Origin of the sequence: Tautonia sp. JC769 (assembly GCF_040717455.1) — a bacterium.
In the GTDB taxonomy this organism is placed as follows: Bacteria; Planctomycetota; Planctomycetia; order Isosphaerales; family Isosphaeraceae; genus Tautonia.
The window spans coordinates 180,903-197,846 of the sequence record NZ_JBFEFH010000008.1; the positions used below are offsets into that span (position 1 = coordinate 180,903).

The window sequence follows — 16,944 nt, forward strand, 5'->3', positions numbered from 1 at the left end:
ACCTGGCCCGGGCGATCCTGGAGGCGACCGAGGACCAGCCCACGGGAGACGACCAGGATGCGGGCTCGAATCCCGACCCGTCCCCGGCTCAATCGACCGCCGAAGGCGTAACTGCCGCCGAAGATCAAGCCCCTCAGGAGCCCGAACCGCTCCACGAACTGACGCTGGGACAATCATGCCCGTCCCCTCCGGAAACGGAACTTCCCCGGATGGACGGCTTCGATGAGGGACCGGACCTCGACGAGATCGAGGCCCGCTGCCGGCTCAAGGCCGAGGGGGCTCGACTGGCGTCGTCCCGCCTCCGTCGGATCGGGGCCGGGGAGGCTCACGAGGGTGACTCGGACGATCCGGGGGTCTCGGAGTTCGCCGATCGCTTCGCCGACGCCTTCTACTGGCTGGATGCCAAGGACTCCTCAACCGACCTCGGATATCGCCCTGCTCGACGACCTGGGCGGCTGCTTCGAGGCGCTCGCCAAGGCATCGGCACTGGCCCGAAGCATCTCCGGTCAGGGCGGGCGCAGGGAGAAGTCGCTGAAAGTGCTTGCCGAGGCCCGATCTGCGGTGCGGTCGGTACTCCAGCGGCTCAACGTCCTGGAAGATCACGACCAGTTGGCGGCCTCCTAGTGGGTCCGTGAAGCTGCCGCCCGTCACCGGGTCTTCATCAAGCGATACCTGCGGGTCGACGATCTCGCCGACCCCTCCCGCTGGACCGACCTGCTCGACCCCATCGAGTCCCTGACCGGCGAAGACCCGCAGTCCCGGCGGCAGCGTCACCTGATCGATCGGCTTCCCACCACCTGGAGTCTGTCAGTCGGGGCGGCGTTTCCGACGAGGACCGGCAGGCGGTCATCAACGCCGTGGGCGAGATGCCGACTACGCCCGGCGGGTGCGATACCGGCTGGTGCCGGGGCTCTGGTGAGCGGGTCCGGCGGGACCGGTGCCGCCCCTCGCCGGCCTGCAACGGCATTGAGGCGGGAGGGGGGCACTCCTCGAAGGCGAGGAAGGCGGGGAATCTCTTCCGAGGTGACCAGATCGGTTCAACGGCACAAATTGATTTACAGCATCCAGACCCCGTTAGGGGACACTCGATCCCATCGCTCGACGGAGCCTCGAAACGGGAGGACCGCCGGGCGTCTCCTCAGCCGCCCCGACGGACCCGCTCGAAGAACTCCACGATTGGCCGGGGGTCGTCCAGCCCATGGGGGTGGTGGTCCTGACCCGGCTTGACGATCCGCTCCACCTCCCCGCCCAGCGCCCGGTATCGCTCGAAGACGACCTCCGAGTTCTCCCGGTGCGGCACCACCGTGTCGGCGTCCCCGTAGACCAGCAGGATCGGCACCCCTGCCCTGGCCAGCGGCGCCAGACGGTCCACCGGGTTGAGCCGGGAGGCGATCGCCTCCTCGTCGTCCCGGAAGCCATACGCCCGCAGCAGCTTGGACCACTCCTCGGGCGAGCCCTTCCCCTCGCCCAGCCCCTTGGGACGCCCGCCCGGCCAACTCCGAAAGTCGCAGACACCGTTGTCGAGGTAGACCAGCAGCGTCCGGTCGGGATGCCGTGCCGCCCAGGCCATGCAGTAGAGCGCCCCCCGGCTCAGTCCGATCAGGGCCGGCTTCGGCGAGAATCCGTGATCTCGGACCAGCATCTCGTAGAACGTCTCCCAGTGGTCCATGGCCCGGGGCGAGCCGAACTGGTCGGGCACGGCGAGGTAGGCAAGATGCCATCCCCTCCGGAGCAGTTCGAGGTCGGCGTTGGGGAACGCCCCGAAGAACTCGCCCCGCCAGGCCCAGGGGCGTCCGGGCAGGGGCTCCGGGGGCTCGACGACGATCGCATCAGCCCCGTCGACCCGGAAGTCATGCCGGACGAAGCCGTGCCAATCGCTCACCCGGCCCGGGAAGGGGCGGGGATCATCAGTCGTTGCGGCAGTCAGGGCAATCCCCAGGATCAGGGTCGGGAACGTCATCGGGTTGGTTCTCCGGTCGGCATGCGGGGCGATTCGTCGGCTCCTACATCCTGAGACGCAGGGGCAGCCGACGCAATCGAGCAGGTCTCCGACGACGAACCCCCGGACCTCTGGAGCGTCTCGATGCGGCGGGGCACCTGCGGCAAGACCGACCCTACTCGCCTTCGTGGATCGTGATGTGAGGACGCCCTTCCTGCTGATCCGCCCTGCCTCCACGCCGAGCCGCACCATCTCCCGTGGTCATTCGTATAGAAGTGCCGGGCTGCTCGACAGCGAGGCGATGGAGTCGCCCTCCGTCACGGGGGGCGGCTCGTGGGCGTAAGCCCGACAGGCGCATTGATGCAATCGGCGGAGGTCTACTCAGGGAGGTCCGGCGATGGATGCTCATTCCTACTTCGAGCGGCTGGTGGAGACGGCGGGGCTGATCGCCCGTCATCCCGACTACCCCGGCAAGCATCGGGTCGTCGAGGACTGCCGGTCGGAGGTCGAGGACCTGGCCCACGCCGGGCGGATCAGTGCCGAGCAGGGACAGGTTCTCCTGCATATCCTCGCCGGGGCGTGCCAGCAGACGGCGTGAGCGTTCCCTCGGGGAGATCGTCCCGGTTCCCGATCACCCGAACCTGACTTGGGCGGGCTCGTAGTGGGAGTCCACGGCGGGCTGGCCCGTGACGTTCGGCCCCGCCCGGTCATCGGCCCCGAGGTAGCGATAGGGCACGGCGATGTCCCGCCGGCCCCGGCAGGCCACCAGCCGCCTCCGGCGGTCGTAGTCCAGCCCCGCCCGCCTCAGATCAGTCGCCACCCGCCGCCCCGCAATGTGGTCGTCGCTGAGCTTGATGTTGGCGAGGTCGAGGCTCGCCAGGAACAGCCCATCCTCGGAGAGCCAGGAAGCGGCACGCCCGATCAGCCCGAGCTTGTCGCCGACGTAGTGCAGCCCGTGGACGCAGGTGATCAGGTCGAACGTGCGGTCCGGCTCCCACCTCCGCACCGACGCCTCGATCAGCCGAAGCGCCGGGAACCCCTCGGGGATCGGTCGGAACATCCCCACAAGGTCGACGCCCAGCATCGAGATGCGGTCCCCGATCCCCTCGTCACGCAGCCGCTCGGCCGCCTGGATCAGGGCCGTGCCGCTGCCGCAGCAGAGGTCCAGCCATGCCGCACCGCCTCGCTGCCCCTCGACGGACTTGAGGAAGCCGAGGGGATCGAGGCCCAGTTCCCGGTCGTAGCCGTTGGAGCCGGCGAGGTTCCGCTCCCGGTTCATCCGGCAGTTGGCGACGACCGCCGACCGCTCCAGGTCCTCATCGGCGAGGAGATCCACGATCGAGAATTCGCCGCCAGGAGGGGGGATTCCGGGCAATCGACTCGCCCCCTGGAGCATGAAAACTCGGGGTGAATCGGTGCCTCGTGTAACATTGCAGACCGACGAGCCGCACCGAGACTTCCAGAGACATTCCGCAAGATATTGCGGCAAAAGGCTTTAGAGAGAGCCACCGAAGAGAGTCGAACTCTTAACCCCCGCTTTACGAAAGCGGTGCTCTGCCGATTGAGCTACGGTGGCAACTGAGGAAATGATCGTAAAAAAGGATGGGTCGGTGTGTCAACGCCAGTCGAGTTCAGACTGCGGAAGTCAGGGCGTCGGAAGCCGGTTGGACGATCAAACCGGCAATGATCACCAAAATGAGTGGTCTAGTCGAGATTGCCCGGGTTGCCGCGACCGAGGCGGGGTCGTATGATTGGGGCTTGCCTGGCGGATGGGTCGAGGTCACCGCCGCCGGTGTGTTCGAAGTACCTGTTGCCGAGCGTTCCGACGCCCGAGGAGACGAGACGATGGCGACCGCTGACGAAGTCAGGGCACGCGGCAGGATCTACGACGAGATCACGCAGTGTGTCGGCAACACCCCCTTGATTCGCCTGCGACGGATCACCGAGGGTTGCCACGCCCAGGTCGTCGCGAAGCTGGAGAACTTCAACCCGCTCTGGTCGGTCAAGGACCGGATCGGCGTGGCGATGATCGACACCGCCGAGGCCGAAGGGAAGATCAACCCCGACACGGTCATCATCGAGCCGACGAGCGGGAATACGGGCATCGGCCTGGCCTTCACCTGCGCGGCCCGGGGGTATCGCCTGGTCGTGACGATGCCCGAGAGCATGAGCCTGGAGCGCCGCCGCTTGATCAAGGCCTTCGGGGCGGAGATCGTCCTCACCCCCGCGGCCGAAGGCATGCCCGGCGCGGTCCGCCGGGCCGAGGAACTGACCAAGAGCACGCCGAACGCCTTCATGCCGCAGCAGTTCCGCAATCCGGCCAACCCGGAGATCCACCGGAAAACCACGGCCGAGGAGATCTGGCGCGATACCGACGGCCAGATCGACATCCTCGTCTGCGGCGTGGGCACCGGCGGTACGATTACGGGCTGCGGAGAGGTCCTCAAGGGCCGCAAGCCCGAATTGCAGGTCGTCGCCGTCGAGCCGGAGGATTCCCCGGTCATCACCCAGACGCGCAACGGAGAGCCGACCAAACCCGGCCCGCACAAGATTCAGGGGATCGGCGCCGGCTTCATCCCCGAGATCCTCAACGTCAAGATCATCGACGAGGTGATTCGCGTTTCCAATGAAGATTCGTTCGAAACGACCCGGCGCCTGGCCCGCCTGGAAGGGATGCTCTGCGGCATCTCCTGCGGAGCGGCCGCTCACGCGGCGCTTCAAGTCGCCATGCGGCCCGAGAACGCGGACAAACTGATCGTCGTCGTGCTGCCGGACCTGGGAGAGCGATACCTCTCGACCCCCTTGTTCCCCGAATGAGTGATCCAGAGCCGACATCGCCCTCGGCCGGGGATCTGCTCGAGATCCCCGGCTCGATCCTGCACGCCATGATCGAGCATTGCCTCCGAGAGTCGCCGCTCGAAGCCTGTGGATTGCTCGGAGGAAGGCCTCCCCGTGTGTCGTCCTTCCATCCGCTCCGCAATGCCGCCCAGAGCGAGACCCGGTACGACGCCGACCCGGCCGACCTGATCGCCGCCGTCCGCCAGCTTCGGGGCCAATCGGCCCAGATCCTGGCCATCTACCACTCGCACCCGAAATGGCCGGCGATCCCGAGCGGGACCGACCTGCGCGAGAACTATTACGAGGAGGTGCCCCGGATCATCGTTTCCCTGCAGCAGCCCGAGCCCGAGGTCCGAATCTGGAGGCTCCGCCCCGACGGGTACGACGAACTCCCCTGGCGGACGATCTCGGACGGTTGAATCGCCCAGCTTGCACTCGCTATACTGCCGAACCGGCCGACGGTAGCGGCCGGCTGACTCGTCCGATCATCGCCCTGGCCTCGGCAACGATTCCAAAACGAAGCGCAAGGTTTCCCCGCAATGCAACGTACCCTCATCATCTTCAAGCCCGACTGTGTCCAGCGCCGCCTGGTCGGCCAGATTCTTCAGCGATTCGAGGCCAAGGGGCTGCGGATCGCCGCCTTGAAGATGATCCAGGTCAGCCAGGAACTGGCCGAGCAGCACTACGGCGAGCACAAGGAACGCCCCTTCTTCCCCGGCCTGATCGAGTTCATCACCGGAGGTCCGGTGGTCGTTGCGGTGCTGGCCGGGCCGGAAGCCGTGTCGGTGGTCCGGGGGATGATGGGCAAGACCAGCGGCATCGAAGCGGTTCCTGGCACCATCCGGGGTGACTTCTCCGTCAGCAAGCAGAACAACCTGATCCACGGCAGCGACAGTCCCGAATCGGCCGAGCGTGAAATTGCACTCTGGTTCGCCCCTCAGGATCTCATCGACTACGAACTCGCCGGCCAGTCTTGGGTCAGCGAAGCCTGATCGCGATTGAACCGTTGGGCAAGGTCAGAATCGTGGCGGTCGTCTTCGTCAGAACAGGAGACGGCCGCCGACATCCCGGATCTCTCGCCCCCAGATGATTCGCGGGGCGCTTCCCAGGAGGGGGGGCGATCGAGCATGGCGACCGACGACGTTGTCCGAGCCGTGAATGAACTCCGCCTGGAGATCGAGAAACACAACCGCCTCTATTACGTCGAGGCGGCCCCGGTCATCAGCGATCGCGACTATGATCGGCTCCTCAAGCAACTGGAAGACCTCGAAGCCGCCCATCCGGAATTGATCACGCCCGACAGCCCGACCCAACGCGTCGGGGGCGAGCCGATCGCCGCGTTCGAGACGATCCGGCATGCGGTCCCGATGCTCTCCATCGAAAATACGTACACGCTCGATGAGATTCGCGAGTGGGATCGCCGCGTCCGAAAGGGCCTGACCGAGGGCGAATCCCTCCGTTATGTCGTCGAGCTGAAGGTCGACGGGGTGGCCGTCTCGCTCCGGTACGAGAAGGGGGCCCTGGTCCTCGGCGCCACTCGCGGCGACGGAGAGCGGGGCGACGACATTACCTCGAACTTGCGGACCGTCCGGGGGGTCCCCCTGACCCTGCTCGACGACCCTCCCTCGTTGCTGGAAGCCCGGGGAGAGGTGTACATGACCAACTCCGAGCTGGCCCGGCTCAACGAAGGGCGCAAGGCCGAGGGCCTGGCACCGTTCGCCAATCCTCGGAACGCCACCGCCGGTTCATTGAAGCTGCTCGACCCGAAGATCTGCGGCCGACGCCGGCTCTTGTTCGTGGCGCACGGGCTCGGCGATGTGAGCGGGATCGATGCGCAGTCCTACAGCGAGATACTCGCCTCGATCCGCGAGTGGGGCATTCCCGTCAGCCCGCATAATGCGGCCTTCGACGACATCGAGCAGGTGATCCAGCACGCCAATGACTGGGAAACCCGACGCCATGACCTCGACTTCCAGATCGACGGCCTGGTGATCAAGGTGGACGACCTGGGCCAGCGGGCCCGACTCGGCAGCCGTTCCAAGAGCCCCCGATGGGTGATCGCCTATAAATATGAGGCTGAGCAGGCGATCACGACGATTCTCGGCATCACCGTGCAGGTGGGCAAGACCGGCAAGCTGACGCCGGTGGCCGAGCTCGAGCCGGTCCCCCTGGCCGGCACGGTCGTCAGGCGGGCCAGCTTGCACAACCCGGACGAGATCGAGCGCAAGGGGGTCCGGATCGGCGACACGGTCGTCATCCAGAAAGCCGGAGAGATCATCCCGCAGGTCGTCCGGGTCGAGGTGGATGCCCGGGACGGATCGGAACAGCCCTACGCGTTCCCGGGCCGCTGCCCGAGCTGCGACGCCCCGATCGAACGCACCCCGGGAGAGGTCGATGCCCGTTGCACGAACCCGCCCTCCAAGTGCCCCGATCAGCTCAAGGAGTGGCTCCGCTGGTTCGCCCACCGCGACGCGATGGACGTCGATGGCCTCGGCGAGAAACTCATCGAACAGCTCGTGGATCGAGGCCTCGTCCGCTCGCTCGGCGACCTGTACCGGCTCGATGAGGAGACGCTCGCCGGGCTCGACCGCATGGGGAAGAAGTCGGCGGCCAACCTCGTCCGGGAGCTCGATCAGAGCAAGCACCGGACCCTCGACCGCCTCCTGACGGCCCTGACGATCCGACATGTCGGCACCCGGATGGCCGAGGTCCTCGCCCTCCGCTTCCGGTCGATCGATGCCATCCGGTCCGCCTCGCTGGAGGAACTGGAGGCCGTCCCGGAGGTCGGGCACGTTGTCGCCGCCAGCATCCGGCACTTCTTCGACGACCCGACCCACCAGGCGCTCCTCGACGACCTGCTGGAGGCGGGAGTGGTCCCCGAACCGCTCCCGGAACCCGAGGCCGCCGGCGGGCTGCCGCTCGCCGGCAAGACGGTGGTCATCACCGGCACCCTTCCCAGACGATCGCGGGCCGAGGCCGAGGCGGTCGTCAAGCGGGCCGGAGGCAAGGTCACCGGTTCGGTTTCCAAGAATACCTCGTACCTGATCGCCGGCGCCGAGCCCGGCAGCAAGCTGGAGAAGGCTCGACAACTCGGGATCACGATCCTGGACGAGGACGAGCTGGACCGGATCGTCGCGGGCACGTGATGCCCGACCTCTCGTGATTCCGGAGAAACCGGGGAACCGTGGATTGAACCGGTTCCCCGTTACCTCTGGCTCGACATTCCGTTCTGAGCCGAGCGAGGAGGTCTCAGTCGGATTCGTGATCGGGCTGAAGGGCTTCCCAGAGCGCCCGGTAGTAGCGGAGCAATCGATCCGGCTCGGGGCTGTCGGGAATCTCAGCGAGCGTAAAGCCCTGGTATCCCGACTCATTGAGCAATCGAAAGAGAGTCCGGTACGGATAGCCGCTATGAAGCTCGTTGATGTGAACCAGGCCAATCCGGTCGGCGACCATTCCGAAGGCTGGTTCAATGGACCCGTCGATCAGGTCCGTCGGGTTCGAGTTCCAGCAGACCGTGACGTTCCGATGATTCGCATGGTTCATGATGGTCGCGAACTGGGGGAACCTCGCCGTGTCCCGCCCATGGACCTCGACCCGGATCTCGACCCCGAAGCCTTCGCCGTACTCGCCGACCTCGAGCAATGACTCGCCGATCTGCCGGAAGGTCGCCTCGGGGTCGGCCCCCTCGGGAATCCCGTTCGGCCGGACCTTCACCCCGGGGGCCCCGATGTCGTGGGCTAGGTGAATGAATTCCTTCGTCCCTTCGATGTTGCGCCGAACTTCCGCCGGGTCGTCCGAGTGGTACTCGAAGGCGCTCCCCAGGCCGGCGAGCTCCAGGCCCGCGTCGCTGAAACGCTTGCGAACTTCGGCACGCTCGGCGTCGGAGAGGGAAACCTCGACGCCGTGAGCGTGCGTGGTGCGCAACTCGACCCCTTCGAAGCCTAGCGGGGGGAGCTTCGTCAGGATCGTGTCGAGATCCCAGTCCTTGGCGATATTGTACGTGACGGTGCCGAGGAGGAGCATGGTCGTCGATTCCCGGAAACAATGGAACGAGCGGGTCTGGAGTCACCAGGATCCGGGCCCGGCACGGGACCGTCAATCAATAAACTGGAATTCCTTGGCGTTGAGCAAGGCCCAGAGGATGTCCTCGAAGGCCTCGCGCTCCTGCCCGGGCTTCGACTCGACGTGGAAGATCGCCGTGGCCCGCTCGCTGTCCGAAGGGGTGCGAGCAAAGGCCTGGAGGAACAGCTCGTCGATCCGCTCCTCGATCGGTCGCGGGTCGCTGGCCAGGGCTGCCGCCCGGCCGGCGTCATCGGAGAGCCTGGCCTGAACCTCCGCGGAGTTCAGCAGCATCAGGCTCTGACTGAGGCTGGCGTCCTCGATCCGCTCGCACTCGCAGGCGGTGTCTCGCATCGGCCTGCCGAAGGTGTCCAGGAAGTCGGAACGGACCGATTCGTCGGGCAGCGCGATGGCCCGGAATCCGGCCGGCAAGCCATCGAAGCGATTCGGGACCCGGGTCACCTGGGAGATGGCGTCGAGCAGCACCTCCGCGCCCATTCGCTTCGGGTAGAAGCGGGCGAAGCTCTGCGTATCCCTCGCATTCGTGTCGTTCGGCTCACTCGAAAGGCTGTAGAGCCTGCTCGTCGTGAGCGTCCGGACGAGGTGCTTGAGATCATACCCGGAGGCGATGAAGTCCTCGCTCAGCGCATCCATCAGGGCCGGATTCGTGGCGGGGTTCGTCTCGCGAAGGTCATCGATCGGCTCGACCAGCCCCCGATCGAAGAAGTGTGCCCAGTAGCGATTCACCACGGCCGGGGCGAAGAAGGGGTTGTCCTCGCGTGCCAGCCAGTCGACCAGGACCTCCCTCGGGTCCTCCATCGCCGAGATCGCGAAGGGTTCGGCCTCGCCGAGCCCCCTCGGCTCCATCGGCTGGCCGGTCTTCGGGTGGGGAACCTGGCCGCTCCGCTTGCTGAAGATCACCAATTCATCGCTCCCCCCTTGCTGGGAGGCCAGCGACCCCTTCCGCCCGACCCGACCGAAGAAGGCTGCAAAGCCGTAATAGTCTTCCTGGCTCCAGGTCTCGAACGGGTGGTGATGGCACTTCGCGCACTGGAGTCGCATCCCGAGGAACACCTGAGCCGCGTCGTCCACGAACTCGTCGGCCTTCTTCAGGTCGCGATACCAGACCGTCGCAGGCGCCGTCTCGGGGGTGCCGCTGGCGGCGATCACCTGCCGGGTGAACTCGTCGAACGGGGTATTCTGGTCGATCTGGCGGCGGATCCAGTCGTAGAAGCGGAAGGTCGAGCGTTGATTCCGAGCGTCCCCGGACCGCTTGTTCCGGAGGATGTCCGCCCACTTGACCGCGAAGAGCCTGGCATACTCCGGGCGATCCAGGAGGACATCGACCAGTCGCTCCCGCTTGTCCGCGTCGGCATCGGCGACGAACGCGTCGATTTCCTCGACGGTCGGCAAGGTGCCGGTGATGTCGAGCGAGGCCCGACGGATGAACTCCTCGTCTGAGCAGACATCCGAAGGGGTCAGGCCCAACTCCTTCCACTGCGCGAGGGCCAGCTCATCGACGAAGTTCCTGGGCGAGAACGCGATGGCCTCGGCCACGGGGCCCCCCCGGGGGACGGTGGCCCGGAAGACCGCCACCTTCCCCTGATAGCGAGCCATCACGGCGGCCATCCCGGGAAGGTCTGCCGTCCGAACGCGCCCCCCCTCCGCCACGTTGGCGACCTCGGAGACGTTCGACTCGTACTGGGCCCACCGGGTGACGTCTTCGGTCGAACCATCCGAGTAGACGGCCGTCACCACCAGTTGCTGATCGGTCCCCTGGGCGAGGACCCGGGCGGGGGGATAGATCTCGATCCGGTCCACCGTCGGTGCCTCCGGGGCTCCTACCGGCATCCCCTCGGCAATCCATCGGCGAATGAGTCGGTACTCGTGCGAGTCCTCCGCGAGCAGCTTGCCGCCACCGTGCGGGACCTCGGCGACCGCTTTCAGAAGGAGCAGACTTTGCTCGGGAGCGGTCGGGAAGACGCGGCGCCCTCGGCCTTCCTTCACCAGGGTTTCGTAATCCAGTTCCGGTTCGAATCCGAGCAGGCTGAGGCGGAAGCCGTTCTGACCCCCCGACTTCCCATGGCAGCCGCCGGCGTTGCAGCCGAGCTTGGTGAAAATCGGCACAATCTGGTTGGTGAAGTGGATCGGCGGCGGGTCGTCGAACGCCCGGACCTCGACAGGCACCTCGATCTGACGGCCTCCGACCTCGATCCGAACGGCCGTCTCGCCGTCGCCCCGGGCCGAGATCATCCCGGAGCGATCGACGACCACCACCGACTCATCGGCGCTGATGAATCGAGCCGAGGAGGTGTGATCCTTGCCATCCCCTGCACCTTCGACGGCCAGTTGCTGGACCGCGTCGGGGCCGATCAGGGTGACCGCGTCCGGGACGATTCGCAACGGTTCGGCCCGAGCCGATTCGGGGTGATCGCTCACCGAGGCCGAGAGCCCTGCAGGGCCGATTGCCGTCAGCACCAGTCCGATCGTCGTCGCGGCCAGCCACCTGTGCATCACTGTGCTCTCCTCGGTGTCCCAGTCCGGGGCCCGGAACCACGGCCGTTGCCCGATCCGATTCCTCGACATGGAGACGCGAATCCAATGCTCAACTTTACTGACCTTCCCCGTCAGCGACAAGAAAAAGTTAAACCAAGTTTCACCAACGTCCTGGGGCGAGCCTCGCCCCCACCCCCCGCGATCGGCGAGCAAAATCGCCCGAACGTGCGATGAAAACCGGGTGTCCCTGGACGTGGCGGCGACGGTTGCGTAAGGTAGTGTGTGACGGGAGCACGCCGCCCCTGGACTTCCTCGGGATGCGTCTCCGTCCAGCGAAACAGCCGACCGGGTAGCTCAGTCGGTAGAGCAGCGGACTTCGACGCCGCCATTCGGCGCGCACAATTGGAGCCTCTTGCGGGAAGAAACCGAACCGCAAGAGTGGATGCCGCAGTATGCTGGGACGCCCTGAGAGCCTCCACCACCACAACGGTAGCCGGCAACGGCAAACGTGACGGTCGGAAAAGTGTGGGGGATTGGGTCATCAGCAGGCAAGGACTCCGGCGGATCGCCGGGTCCAGCCCCAGAGACTCGACGCGGCACACCTGCGATGGTGAAGGGAGAGTCCAGACTCCAACACGGGGAGGCCCTCGAACCGGGCCGAACCGAGGTCGGTGAAAGCCGATGGGGTAGGTTAATCCGCTGGTCGTGGGTTCGAGTCCCACCCCGGTCACTTCCGGCCCCCCCGACCTCTCGGGGGGTTTTCTTTTGCGCCCGCCTGACCCGACGTCGCCCGCGAACCTCTTTCCGACTTGCCGGCCGACTGGTCCAGGACTCGCTTCAGCATCCCTGCCAATCGTCGAGCGACCGGGCCCTGGTAGGACGACAGTTCCGCCATCTCGGCGAAACTCAGCCGGGGATCGGGGAACGGGAGCTGGGCTTCCGCCTGGGTCAGGGTACCTCGAAGCTGATACTGCTTGCTGATCAGGCGAATCTTGACGCCGCAGCGGCGCAGGAGTTCGAGCTCGCGGTAAAACGTCCGCAAGCCGATCTGGAGCAAGGCGAGCAACTCCGTTCGCGACCTCGGAGCTTCGTCGAGCAATCGCACGAGGCGGTGCAGCCGAGCCGCTCGGATCTCGGTGATCTGAACCGCGGGCCGACGCCGGGACGGAGCGTTCGGACTCATCGTCTCCCTCCTGCCGGCGAGCCAGCCGTCCTGCCCCGAGATCCGTTGGCCGCCGGCAACACGATCAGGCCCTCCCTGGCCGGTCAGGAACTCGTCCGCTCAATGCATGTTATCAGGCATTTCCGCCGCTGGTCCAGTGCGAAGTTGTCTTGGCGATTCTGTTGATCGTGCCGGTCGTGTGGATTTTCCTCAAGGGGTGCGAGGCGGGAACCGACTGAATAGGAGTGAGTTGGTCACGACCGCGAGGGAAGCGTCCCTGACCCGATTCCTCGCCCCGCTCCGGGGCGGGGGGCCGAAATTCGCGGTGGTTCGATCGAGCGATGAGGGGGCCGTTGGGCTTCGCCCGTCTTTGTGGTGAGGCCGACTGCGACCTGGCACGGCAGGCCGGGCGGGTCGTCCCGCATCGGGCGAGGGTTTCCCCTTCTGGGAGAGTGTCTCCATGTCGACGTCAAAGCGCCGTCGGTCGCTGGGTTTCCGTCCGGGGCCGGATGTCCTCGAAAGCCGTCAGATGCTCTCGACGGTCTTCCACGGGGTGGATTTCGATGGCGACCTCTGGACGTTGCGACTGGTCGGGCCGGGTTCGCTTCGGGTCACGAACCAGCCGGGGACCGACGGGGTGACGCCGGTCCCGATCGGTCAGCCCGGCCTGATCGATACCATCACGGTCCAGGGGGCCAACCCCGCCCAGACCCGGCTGATCGGCGTGGTCGATCAGGCCGGCGGTGGGGATGGCCGGGTCTTCTTCGAGAACCTCGTCTCTCCGTCGAGCGTCTCTCCCGGGCCGGGGATCGGTGTCGGCATGCTGGCCGTGGACATGCCCGACTTCTGGCTCGGCGATACCAGCCCCGGCGGGACCGAGCAGGTCCAGGGGCGGATCGACATCCCCGACGGTGTCGTGACGCTCCACTTCGGGGGGGTCGAGACCCGCGCGTCGTTCGGCGCCGAACCGCCCGACCCTCCCTCGGGTGAGGCCCAGCCCAACCGGTTCGCGATCAATCTCGGCCTCCCGAACCGGGTGGGGACCAGCATCATTCTCGATCGCGTCGACACGACCAACCCGGAGACCGTGGTCGACCCGCTGACGCCCCAGGACATCGTCACCTTCAACGTCAGCGGCCGCATCAACGTGTTCCAGGCCAACACGATTCAGGGGGACCCGGCCCTCGACCTGGAGGACACGGGGTCGTTCAACGGCGACAATTCGGGCGGGACGACCATCATTTCCCAGGCCCCCCAGGTCCCGGGCCAGGTGGCGACCGGTGCCATCGGACGGTTCCGGATCGGCGGCAACGCCACGAACATGACGGTCCAGGTGGGCGGCAACAACGCTCGCCTGACGAATTTCTACATCGGTGGCGAGACGAACAAGGTCACGGTGCAGGCCGTCGAGGGAGTCCGCACCGCCATGTTCGGCCTCGGGATGGATACCGTGTCCATCCAGGCCGGCGAGATCGAGCAACTGAAGGCCAACCGGGGCGCCGTGGCCTCGTCCATCCTGGTGGGTCGTAACGCCGGGTCGTTGACCTTCGGCGGCGACGTGATCAACACCAACGTCCTGGCCGGGTACACCCCTGGAACCGGCACCGGGGCGGCACCGACCGCCCAGGGCGGCGGCCAGATGGGAGTCCGGGTGGCCGGAGACGTCTTCGACTCGATCTTCGCCGCCTCGGTCCAGCCGTTCGAAGGGGTCTTCGGCGGCCCGAACGACCTGGTGCTCCCGACCGGTTATATCAACGCCAAGGTCGAGGGACTGATCGACAACAGCCTCAACCCGCTGGTCAGCCCCGAGTCGTTCGATCAGGCCTTCTTCGCCGGTCGGGTCCGGCTCGAAGCGGGGCCGGTCATCCCTCCGGCGGCCCCTGGTGCGCCCTTCCGGCCGCAGCCCGGGCCGGGACGGACGCCGGGCGTTGAAGGACTCTCCGGCGGCCAGCCCAGCCACACCTTCCGCCTCCTCGAACGCCTGAACGCCCGGAAAACCGCCTGAGCGACGCTCCGGGCGCCCCGGATGACGTGTCGTGGCCGGATGGGTCGACTTCCGTTGACCCATCCGGCCCTTCGTGCTTCAATCCCGCACCCGCGTTCGGTATTTCTCGGCCATCTCGGCATCACGGAGGATCGAGCAGGATGGAATCGCCCTCGAACGCGGTCGCCCCCGATCAGCCCGAACTCCCCTCCTGGCGTCGCTTGTTCCTCGTCGCGATCCTCTACGCCGGGGTGGCCATCGGGGCGACCTACCCGGCCATCACCACGATTCAGACGGCCTTGCCCGCGCACGCGGCCGATCCGCTGGTCCATCTCTGGACGATGCGATGGCACAAGCAGTGCCTTCTGGAAGGGACGCTGCCCTTCCTGGCCAGCGGCCTTCAGCATCCGGTCGGGGCCCCGGTGGGCTACCTGCCCCCCCTGCAATATCAGAGCCTCCTCTATCTCGGCCTCTCGTCGTTCCTTTCGAATGACCTGCTCTGTTTCAACATCATCTGGTTCCAGGGATTCGTGCTGACGGGGTGCGGAACGTTCGTCCTGGCCTGGTACGTCCTCCGCAACCCCTGGGCGGCGACCCTGGCCGGCTTGCTCGCGATGCTTGCGGGGCCGAACTCCTATTTCGCCATCGGCGAAATCGAGCAGATTACCCTGGGCTGGTTCCCGCTCTTCCTGGTCGGATGGCTTCGTTTCGTCGATCGACCATCACGAGGCCGATTGGCCCTGGCCGCCTGCCTGTATCTGCTCCTGGCGATGAGCGCCCCCTATTACGGACTCTTCGGGGTCTTCCCGGCCACGCTCTACGTCCTCTGGAGTGCCTGGCGAGTCGGGTGGAGGGCGCGCAAGCCGTTCATCCTGCCGCGACTGGGGTGGTTCGTCGCCTTCGTCGCGTTGACCTTCCCCGCGCTTCTGGTCCTGTTCTCGAGCCAGGTCTGGGCCATGACGCATGGCTTCCCGATGGATCGGACCTCCGGCGAATTCCTCTTTTACAAGGCGACGCTCGGCAGCTACCTCGTGCCGATCGCCCCGAAGCTGCTGGCGACCTGGTTGCAGCAACCCGGCTCGGTCTTGCTCGGAGACGCCTTCTTCCCGGCGTATCTCGGAGTCGTCACGATCGGACTGCTGGCCTACGCCGCCGTCGCCCGGGTCCGGTTTCCGAGGGCTTCCTTCTGGTGGCTCGGCCTCGCCGTGCTGGTGATCCTCTCACTGGGGGCGTCCATCACGATCGGGAAGACGGAGATCCCGCTGCCCGCGCAGTGGCTCCGCGACCCCGGCCGGATCCTCAAACCCGTCCGCGTGCCCGCTCGGTTTGCCTACTTCGCATCCCTGCTGGCGGCCCTGATCGCGGCGGCCGGCTTCCGGCATCTGCTGGGCCGGATCCCGAGGGCCGCGGCACGCGCCACCCTGGCCATCGGTGTGATGGCGGTCGCCCTGGCCGATCTCGCACACGTGCCCTTCCCCACACGCCCGGTCCCGGACATGCCGAAGGCCTATCAATTCATCAAGGATCGCTCCCCCGACGCCGCGATGTTCGAGGCCCCTCATGCCAATTTCGGCTGGCGGATGCCGGCCCTCTGCACCTACTGGCAGTCCTTCCACGGGCTCCGGACCTCGGCCGGCTATACGGCCGACTTGAACCCGATTCACGAGCCGTTGATCACCCACTCCTCCCCCTTCCACGCCAATCGCCTGGCAGACCCGGACTACCTGAAGGCGACCGACGCGATCACCTTCGAGCCGATCGGGCTCACCGGGATCCAGCGGTTCGACGACTATGCCTGGCTCTACCTGAAGGCCTTCGGGTTCGACTACCTGGTGCTCCACCATCGTCCCGAAGACTACCCGGAACTGCCGGTGCAGTTCGATCGGATCAAGCAGCGTCTCGCGCCGGCGAAGGTCTTCGAGGACGAGGTGACGGCGGTCTACGAGACGAATCTCCTGCCCGCCCCCTCCCGGCCCACCTTGCTCTGTGCCAGCGGCTGGCGCGGATACATCCCGACGCGCTTCGGGAGCGGACGACTCATCGACCCCGTGAGCGAGTTGACGCTCTACAACCCCGAGGCCGGCGAGCCCATCGTCCTCGCGCTCCGGGGGATGACCCGAAGGCCGGCTCGCGTCCTGGAGCTTCGCGACGGCGAAGCCGTCCTGGCCCGCTGGCGACTGGAGTCGGGCGATCAGCACACCCTCGTCAGCCCCCCGCTCCGCCTGGCCGAGGGTTTGCACCGGCTCACCCTCGTCTGCGACGGGGTCGAGCCCGACACCTCGCACAAAACCCACTTCGAGAAGGAGCAGGCGCCCTACGGGCTCTGGGTCTCGGCGCTCGGGTTCGGGCCGACGCAGGACCTTGCCGTCACCTGGGAGACCGCCGAATCCGTGATCGCGTCGCAACCGACGACGGGTCGCGTCACCCGGTAGCCGGAGGCGACTTCGACCGAGGCCGGCCCACCGC

The 16,944-nt window shown here is 66.6% G+C and carries 13 protein-coding genes and 2 tRNA genes; 9 read left to right on the plus strand and 6 right to left on the minus strand.

The features are described 5' to 3' along the window. Positions 1 to 333 precede the first annotated feature (333 nt). Complete coding sequence (locus tag AB1L88_RS10895; RefSeq protein WP_367096683.1) at positions 334 to 624, plus strand: hypothetical protein; 291 nt, start codon at positions 334 to 336, stop codon at positions 622 to 624. Positions 625 to 1,138: 514 nt separating this feature from the next. Here the strand turns inward: AB1L88_RS10895 and AB1L88_RS10900 are convergent. Next, positions 1,139 to 1,960 carry an alpha/beta hydrolase gene (locus AB1L88_RS10900; protein WP_367096684.1) on the minus strand — a complete coding sequence of 274 codons (822 nt, stop codon included), beginning with the start codon at positions 1,958 to 1,960 and terminating at the stop codon, positions 1,139 to 1,141. 376 nt (positions 1,961 to 2,336) lie between these two features. Between AB1L88_RS10900 and AB1L88_RS10905 the strand changes: the two genes are divergently transcribed. Next, on the plus strand, positions 2,337 to 2,537 hold the full coding sequence (locus AB1L88_RS10905; protein ID WP_367096685.1) for a hypothetical protein: 201 nt from the start codon (positions 2,337 to 2,339) through the stop codon (positions 2,535 to 2,537). A 33-nt stretch (positions 2,538 to 2,570) separates the two neighbouring features. On the opposite strand, the gene AB1L88_RS10910 is transcribed toward AB1L88_RS10905, so the two are convergent. Together AB1L88_RS10910 and AB1L88_RS10915 are read right to left on the minus strand one after the other, a co-directional pair. Beyond that, the gene (locus AB1L88_RS10910) at positions 2,571 to 3,275 is read right to left on the minus strand and encodes a methyltransferase domain-containing protein (protein WP_367096686.1); all 705 of its coding nucleotides are present in this window, start codon (positions 3,273 to 3,275) and stop codon (positions 2,571 to 2,573) included. 167 nt (positions 3,276 to 3,442) lie between these two features. Then, a tRNA-Thr gene (locus AB1L88_RS10915) sits at positions 3,443 to 3,515 on the minus strand. A gap of 269 nt (positions 3,516 to 3,784) precedes the next feature. Between AB1L88_RS10915 and cysK the strand changes: the two genes are divergently transcribed. The 4 genes from cysK to ligA all read left to right on the plus strand — a co-directional run bounded on the left by cysK (position 3,785) and on the right by ligA (position 7,923). Next, a complete protein-coding gene (gene cysK, locus AB1L88_RS10920; protein ID WP_367096687.1) occupies positions 3,785 to 4,756 on the plus strand; it encodes a cysteine synthase A in 972 nt (323 codons plus the stop codon). Then, entirely contained in the window at positions 4,753 to 5,196 is a 444-nt protein-coding gene (locus AB1L88_RS10925; protein WP_367096688.1) for a M67 family metallopeptidase, read from the plus strand. The genes cysK and AB1L88_RS10925 overlap by 4 nt, the downstream gene beginning before the upstream one ends. A 120-nt stretch (positions 5,197 to 5,316) precedes the next feature. Further along, positions 5,317 to 5,769, plus strand: a complete 453-nt coding sequence (gene ndk / locus AB1L88_RS10930) for a nucleoside-diphosphate kinase (protein WP_367096689.1) — start codon at positions 5,317 to 5,319, stop codon at positions 5,767 to 5,769. Between the two features lie 135 nt (positions 5,770 to 5,904). Then, positions 5,905 to 7,923 (plus strand): NAD-dependent DNA ligase LigA, encoded by a 2,019-nt coding sequence (ligA, locus tag AB1L88_RS10935; protein ID WP_367096690.1) that lies wholly within the window; start codon positions 5,905 to 5,907, stop codon positions 7,921 to 7,923. Between the two features lie 103 nt (positions 7,924 to 8,026). On the opposite strand, the gene AB1L88_RS10940 is transcribed toward ligA, so the two are convergent. Both AB1L88_RS10940 and AB1L88_RS10945 read right to left on the minus strand, forming a co-directional pair. Next, on the minus strand, positions 8,027 to 8,800 hold the full coding sequence (locus tag AB1L88_RS10940) for a sugar phosphate isomerase/epimerase family protein (RefSeq protein ID WP_367096691.1): 774 nt from the start codon (positions 8,798 to 8,800) through the stop codon (positions 8,027 to 8,029). Positions 8,801 to 8,872: 72 nt separating this feature from the next. Continuing rightward, positions 8,873 to 11,350: a DUF1549 and DUF1553 domain-containing protein gene (locus AB1L88_RS10945; RefSeq protein ID WP_367096692.1), complete on the minus strand. Its 2,478-nt coding sequence runs from the start codon at positions 11,348 to 11,350 to the stop codon at positions 8,873 to 8,875. Between the two features lie 330 nt (positions 11,351 to 11,680). On the opposite strand from AB1L88_RS10945, the gene AB1L88_RS10950 reads away from it, so the two are divergent. Then, a tRNA-Arg gene (locus tag AB1L88_RS10950) sits at positions 11,681 to 11,810 on the plus strand. A 249-nt stretch (positions 11,811 to 12,059) separates the two neighbouring features. On the opposite strand, the gene AB1L88_RS10955 is transcribed toward AB1L88_RS10950, so the two are convergent. Then, entirely contained in the window at positions 12,060 to 12,515 is a 456-nt protein-coding gene (locus AB1L88_RS10955) for a hypothetical protein (protein WP_367096693.1), read from the minus strand. A 439-nt stretch (positions 12,516 to 12,954) separates the two neighbouring features. On the opposite strand from AB1L88_RS10955, the gene AB1L88_RS10960 reads away from it, so the two are divergent. Both AB1L88_RS10960 and AB1L88_RS10965 read left to right on the plus strand, forming a co-directional pair. Further along, a complete protein-coding gene (locus AB1L88_RS10960; protein WP_367096694.1) occupies positions 12,955 to 14,499 on the plus strand; it encodes a hypothetical protein in 1,545 nt (514 codons plus the stop codon). Positions 14,500 to 14,639: 140 nt separating this feature from the next. Next, entirely contained in the window at positions 14,640 to 16,910 is a 2,271-nt protein-coding gene (locus AB1L88_RS10965; RefSeq protein WP_367096695.1) for a hypothetical protein, read from the plus strand. Positions 16,911 to 16,944 lie beyond the last annotated feature (34 nt).